Annotated in this window: 5 protein-coding genes; 2 read left to right on the top strand and 3 right to left on the bottom strand. The window is 49.2% G+C overall.

Annotated features, from left to right (window positions below):
- Positions 1 to 143: 143 nt before the first annotated feature.
- A complete protein-coding gene (locus MHN01_RS12900; RefSeq protein WP_239411715.1) occupies positions 144 to 896 on the top strand; it encodes a TIGR01458 family HAD-type hydrolase in 753 nt (250 codons plus the stop codon).
- A gap of 857 nt (positions 897 to 1,753) precedes the next feature.
- Positions 1,754 to 3,778 carry a methyl-accepting chemotaxis protein gene (locus MHN01_RS12895; protein WP_239411714.1) on the top strand — a complete coding sequence of 675 codons (2,025 nt, stop codon included), beginning with the start codon at positions 1,754 to 1,756 and terminating at the stop codon, positions 3,776 to 3,778.
- A gap of 136 nt (positions 3,779 to 3,914) precedes the next feature.
- Here the strand turns inward: MHN01_RS12895 and hutH are convergent, their stop codons facing one another.
- The 3 genes from hutH to MHN01_RS12880 all read right to left on the bottom strand — a co-directional run.
- Positions 3,915 to 5,462 carry a histidine ammonia-lyase gene (gene hutH / locus MHN01_RS12890; RefSeq protein ID WP_239411713.1) on the bottom strand — a complete coding sequence of 516 codons (1,548 nt, stop codon included), beginning with the start codon at positions 5,460 to 5,462 and terminating at the stop codon, positions 3,915 to 3,917.
- A 246-nt stretch (positions 5,463 to 5,708) separates the two neighbouring features.
- Entirely contained in the window at positions 5,709 to 5,969 is a 261-nt protein-coding gene (locus tag MHN01_RS12885) for a phosphopantetheine-binding protein (RefSeq protein WP_239411712.1), read from the bottom strand.
- Positions 5,970 to 6,118: 149 nt separating this feature from the next.
- Positions 6,119 to 6,487: beta-ketoacyl synthase chain length factor (locus MHN01_RS12880; RefSeq protein ID WP_239411711.1), on the bottom strand; the 369-nt coding region annotated here is incomplete at its 5' end.

Here is a 6,487-nt window from a genome sequence, read left to right as displayed (position 1 = left end):
ATTACCTTGTTGATCGGATAGCATAGCGGAATCCTCCTGAGTGGTATTTCTACTCGTAGGTGCTATTCCACAGATTGGGATGGCTTAAGTGTAGTCGAACCGCGGCCGTGGCTATAATTACCCTAAAGGAAAGGGAGCGACGGATGTACCAGGCACTGTTTTTTGATCTCAGTGGCGTTCTGTATGACGGGGAGCAAGTGATCCCCGGTGCTGTAGAAGCGATCGCCCGAGCGCAGGCCAGTGATCTTGAGGTGCGTTTTGTAACCAACACCTCCCGCAAAACCTGTACGCAAATCTATCGTGACCTTATTCGCTTTGGCTTTTCGCTGGAGTTGGGACAGATTTTTACTGCGCCAGTGGCAGCCAAAGCATTGCTCAAGCAACATCACTGGCGCCCGTATTGCTTGCTTCATGACAACATTCGATCTGAATTTGCCGATCTCGATCAGTCCGATCCTAATGCTGTGTTTATCAGTGATGCCGAAGCAGGCTTTTGCTATGAAGCACTGGATAAGGCTTTCCAGCTGTGCCACTCGGGGGCGCCGCTCATCGGTATCGGTCTGAACCGTTATTTCAAGTCAGACGGAAAGCTACACCTTGATGCCGGGCCGTTTATCCGGGCGATAGAATATGCCGCCTCGACGGAGGCGATTATTGTAGGTAAACCATCGGCTGACTTCTTTGCCCAGGTTGTGAGGTCAGTAGCAGTACCGGCCGATAAGGTATTGATGGTTGGTGATGACGTCTTCGGCGATGTCGAAGGGGCGCTGAAAGCCGGGCTGCAGGCGTGTTTGGTGAAAACAGGCAAGTATCAGCCCAATGACGAGCAATTGGTTAAGGAGCCGTTCCTCTGCGTCGATTCGGTGGCCGAAGCAGTAGATTGTGCCCTGTGCTGAGCGGGTTTGATAAGGCTTCTGGCCTGCTATTTTCTTTTTCAAACCATATTATTAATCCAACTGATGAAATGAGTGCGCCGCGGTTTTTGGATATTTTTCTAAGATATTTTCCTCCTGTTTTCTATTTGTTCTTCGCATGCTGGGTTGAAACTTTATTCAGTTTCAAATTTCAGAAAGAGGCCATTTGGCTCTGGCTTGCCCCAAAAGCGTGCGCAAGAGCAACAAATGATGATCAGTCATTACCGAGCGCTAAGTTTATCAACCCCTGTAGCGGGCTGTAACATGACAGCCGAGTGGCATGATTTCATTTCATGACAAAGGTTAAAAAAATCCCATTATTAACATTGCAATTGATAAGCTTATGTTTTTTATGTGATAAATAAGTTTATCCACAAAAACAGTGGGTAACTTTATGGTAAATGTCACAGCGTGTTGATGGTTTATTGAGCGTTTAAAACAGAGGCGAACTATAGCTAGGCTGTTGCAGGCAGCGCAGTATTGGTGGGCGATAATAGTATTGATAATTTATATAGCTTTTACTTTGGGTGTTTTAACACTGATTTATCCCGGTGTTAACATACAAATCCTAGACACAGGGCAATGACTTTAATTGCATACTCGCCTGAATTGATAAACTATGTGCTACATAAGATTAAGTATGCATATATATTGCATCTAATGAACTGTTTTATAAGTGGTTTACAGAGTTTTGCTGAAAATGATTGCTGAAGCCAAGAGGTATGGTTTGAGCTGGGTCATAAATTCCTTATAGTATGCGCTAAAAGCATTTTGGCATAGTTGTTGCCTTTGCTATTTTGTATAAGAAATGAAAATAATTATAACGTTAAGGTTGCACCATGTTTAACCCTACTCGTGCTCTAAATATTCGAACGACGCTGATTACCGTCTTCGTTATTCCTACCATATTGCTACTCATATTTATCGGGATACAAATCAGAAATGCCAATGAACAGTTAGTTAATGCCGAGCTTTCTCAGGAAACGGTAGAGCTTTTTAATCTCTACGATAATGTCGCGCACCAGTTTGCGGTTGAGCGTGGGCTCACTGCCGGTGTCATTGCGGCGAAAGGACAAGGCACCCAGCGTGACGCTCTGCAAAAGCAGCGCCGTGCCGCTGATGATGCCTACAGTAGCTTGCTGGCGTTTCGCCCTGAAAATCTGGATCCTGCCGTGGTATCGACTTTGCTGAGCGAGGTCAAGGCGCAACTGGATAAGCGACAGAATATTCGCTCTCAGGTAGACAGCCTTAACCTGGTTGATTCTCCCTTCGCGTACTATTCGAACGTGAACCGTTTGTCGCTGGATAACTTAGCGATTGTGATGTCGCTGGTGAGTAACCGTGAGCTCAAGCAAGAGCTACAAGGCTTGCTGTCTTTGCTGGTTATCAAAGAGCAGGCCGGTATGGCTCGGGGGGCACTAAATGGTGCCTTTGCAGGGAAAAGTTCAACACTAGACAGATATGCGCAGATCTCAACCTACATTAAAGCGGAAAGCTATGCGCTAAGACAGGCGGAGATGTTGCTGTCCGGTGAGCATCTTAAGCAGTTGCAGGAAAGTACCCGTCATTCAACCTGGCAACAGGTTATGGATATTCAGCAGCAGTATCTGGCTCAGAAAGGCAACCTGTCGGCCATTAACGGCCCGGAGGCATCAGCCTGGTTTGCGCTGGCGACAGAGCGTATCGGTATGGTGAAAAAGGTACGTGACAGTTTAGCAGCGGCCATCAATGATAAAGCAGTTCGGGACAGTGCCGATGCCAGCATGATGCGGATGGTATATATCGCAGTGACACTGCTGATTGTACTGCCGCTAATCCTGCTGACTATTCGGGTGGTGAACAATGTGCGCCGTCGGGTGGAGAGTTTTACGGCACAGCTAGATAAGATGGCGTCCAACAAAGATTTGACGATTCGTCTGTCTGACGGCACCCGGGATGAATTTGGTGAAATTGCCCAGCACTTTGATCATCTGGCGGTAAGCCTGGGTGAGACGCTGAATAAGGCGCATCAGGTAGCCAGCCAGACTGAGAAAGAGATGGTGGCGATGGTGAGCCTGGTCAATCAGGCCCATAATGCTAGTGAGCAGACACATATGCGCTGCGATAACATCGCAACCGCAATGACAGAAATGGCACAGACTAGCGAGCAGGTCGCCGAAATTACAGTTGATGCCCAGCGCGGAACGGATTCGGTGAAAGACAATGCCGAGGCATGCCATAAGCACAGTGAGCAGTCATTTACGTCGACGACCACATTGCTGGAGAGTGTCAACCAGACCTTCGACTGTATCGAGACGCTGGAGAAACAGATGGGCAATGTGTCGGAAATTCTCGATACCATTAATGCCATCTCCGAGCAGACCAACTTGCTGGCACTGAACGCAGCCATTGAGGCGGCACGTGCGGGTGAGCAGGGCCGCGGCTTTGCGGTTGTGGCTGACGAGGTACGTACCCTGGCCCAGCGCAGCAAGCAGTCGACAGAGGACATTCGCCAGTTGCTGAGCGGCATCGGGCAAAATGCCAAGGACTCTTTCGATAATATGCAGCAGAGCCGTGAGGCCAGTTACGAGACTCAGGAAGTCGTCTCTGATACCAAGTCGCTAGTTGAAAACCTGATAGTGACGGTGAACGAGATAGCAGAATTTAACGCCAGTATTGCCACAGCCTCTAATGAGCAATCGCAGACAGCGAAAAGTGTTGATACCGATGTCGATGATTTGCTGGAGATGGCCGATAACACCAAGAAGACGATTGTTGATATTCAGCAGGAGATGGAGCTGGTGAAACTGCGAATGACCGAGTTGGTGGATGAGGTGAACAAGTTTACCATCGACGATCCGAGTGCCGAGGTAAAGTTGAGATAAGAATATAGCCTTGTCTCTTGTTCGAATAGAGGGCATGAATAATTAAATCAACACCGGGCATTTGCCCGGTGTTTTTTTATGTCTGGCAACCTAAAAGGCCGCATTGATAACAACTATAAAGTTGGTGGGTAATTACTTAATCAAACATTTTCCAGGACTGCTGCTGGATCTTGGTGATGAACAAGCGCAGATCACCTTCTAGCGGACGGTCTTCGTTAACCACTTCGAAGTCCTTCAGGATTGAGCTCTGCATTGCCTGTAGTGCAGGGCTTAGATGACTGTTATCCAGCTCACCTTGTTGCTTGCGGATCTCCAATGCCTGAGTGGCAGCAAGCAGAGAAGCCGATGCGACTTGCTCGGTAAGTTCAAGTACCCGCAGGCAGTCGCGTGAGGCAATTGTGCCCATACTGACCTTGTCCTGGTTGTGGCACTCTGTCGAGCGCGAGAACACGCTGGCAGGCATGGTGTGCTTAAGCGCTTCGGCCGTCCACGCCGAGATACCGATTTGCACGGCCTTAAAGCCATGGTTGATTGGCTTGCGGCTGCCGGTCGCACCCGTCAGGTTGAATGGCAGACCATTGTTGAACTTGTAGTCCATCAACTGAGCCATTTGACGATCAAGCAGATCGGCAATATTGGCAATGGCTGTCTTGAGTGTGTCCATCGCCATGGCGATGTGGCCGCCATAGAAATGACCGCCATGAAGAACGCGCTCGTTATCACCGTCGATGATCGGGTTGTCGTTTGCACTGTTGAGCTCGTTTTCAATCAGCTGACGGATCCACGGTAGGCTGTCTTGCAGAGCACCAATAACATGAGGTGCACAGCGCAGCGAGTAGCGATCTTGCAGGCGGTCGCTGTTGCGCGGTGGCTTGGCAGCTTGCAAATCAGCACGTAACCAGCTGGCAACCTGCTGCTGTCCAGGGTGAGGTTTGACGTCAAACAGCGCCTCGTCAAAGTGGAAATCATTCCCCTGCATCCCAACTGAAACCATAGAGGTAATACGGGTCGCAAGCTGGGCCAAATACTCGGCACGCTTGTAAGCCAGGCAGGCCAGTGCAGTCATGACCGAGGTGCCGTTCATTAATGCCAGCCCTTCTTTGGGCTTGAGCTTGATTGGGCTCAAGCCGAGTTCGGCATAGACTTCTGCTGTCGGACGGACTTCACCTTTATAGAGCACTTCACGTTCGCCGATGAGGGCGGCAGCAAGGTAGGACAGCGGAGTCAGATCGCCGCTGGCGCCGACCGAGCCTTCCTGCGGAATACGGGGTGAGATGTCATGATTGACCAAGGTGATAATTTGATTCAGTAGCTCGCGGCTGACGCCTGAAACACCTTGTGAGAGTGAACATAAACGGGTTGCCAGTACGGCGCGGGCCTGCTGGTGGTCGAGGTGTTCGCCCAGTCCGCAGCCATGGAAACGAGTTAAGTGGAGCGGCAGTTCGTCGACCAGCTCGGGCGGGATCGCGACGGTACAGGAGTCTCCGTAACCTGTCGTGACACCGTAGATCACTCCTTCTTCTTTTAGTAGGCGCTCAAGAAAAGCCGCTCCCCGGTCAATTTTGCTCGTAAATTCTGGCGAGCTGTTTAATGCTGCCGGTGCCCCGTTGGCAATGTCGATAACATCTTCGATAGTCAGACGATCGGCACCAAAGAGGATAGAGTCTTGAGTATGTACAGTCATGTTGATTTTCCACCTAAGTGTAAGAATATTAAGCGCTTATAGCGATATTAACGGTCCACTCATCGTATATCTTATGTGTTAAGTTGCGTATTGGTTGGAGAGTGTTTTTCGAGTCTTGTCACGGAGAAGTTGGGTTGTTGAAGTAATCAACAGGATGTTTTGGGGGAAGTTCTGGAAAAAAGAATAACGATGAGGAATACCGCCAGGGAGAGTGACTACCTAACGGCATTCCTGCTGCAAAGCTAATTAAGCGACCTTAGCTGCAGAGATAAATTCTGCCAAGGTGGCGACTGAGGCAAAATGCTGTCGCGCATCATTATCATCGGCATTGATGGCAATGCTGTAGTGTTTCTTGATTGCCAGCCCGAGTTCCAGCGCATCAATTGAATCCAGCCCCAGGCCGTCATTAAACAGAGGGTCGTTGGTGCCGATATCATCGACGGTAATGTCTTCAAGGTTGAGTGAGTTGATAATGAGTTTTTTGAGTTCGGTATGTAGTTGTTCCATAGCCAGCTGATTCCTGATTATTTATTTAAGTTGTTGATTTAACGTATTTCGCATTCAAATTGTGCCATAACGACTTAAATTCAAAACCGCTAGAGGCAATAAATTCGAGTCAATTAACAATGTTGATAGTCATTGCTGTATATCGTGATTTATATAATGGATCGCTGCCAGTGCCACAGCTGTGATCCGGTCGCTATCGTCCAGGCCGAGTCATTACTGATCAGTTGGCTGATCACCGTGAGTGTTTGCGGATGGATAGGGGACATTGGCTCTTTCTGGGGTTCCCAGCTTAGCTGGTAGTCGTTACCGCCAGTCAATAGTAACCCTAAGGCATAGCCATGGTACTCGCCATGGTCAAAATCGCGGAAGGGCTCGGGGAGCGTCTCGTCAAAATCAACGACCAGTACTGTATGGCTCGGAAATTCTGCCAGATAGGCAGCCGCTTCAATCAGGGCACTATGAAGCGTGTTCGCGCCGGATGCTAATGAAACGGCCGGCACCGGACGCTTGGCTGCAAT

Source organism: Photobacterium sp. OFAV2-7, assembly GCF_022347985.1.
Taxonomy (GTDB): Bacteria; Pseudomonadota; Gammaproteobacteria; order Enterobacterales; family Vibrionaceae; genus Photobacterium.
This window is presented reverse-complemented; position numbering and strand designations above follow the sequence as displayed.

Coding starts and splice junctions, on each gene's coding strand:
- MHN01_RS12885 (WP_239411712.1), bottom strand. CDS start 5,969: ATGGAACAACTACATACCGAACTCAAAAAACTCATTATCAACTCACTC.
- MHN01_RS12900 (WP_239411715.1), top strand. CDS start 144: ATGTACCAGGCACTGTTTTTTGATCTCAGTGGCGTTCTGTATGACGGG.
- MHN01_RS12895 (WP_239411714.1), top strand. CDS start 1,754: ATGTTTAACCCTACTCGTGCTCTAAATATTCGAACGACGCTGATTACC.
- hutH (WP_239411713.1), bottom strand. CDS start 5,462: ATGACTGTACATACTCAAGACTCTATCCTCTTTGGTGCCGATCGTCTG.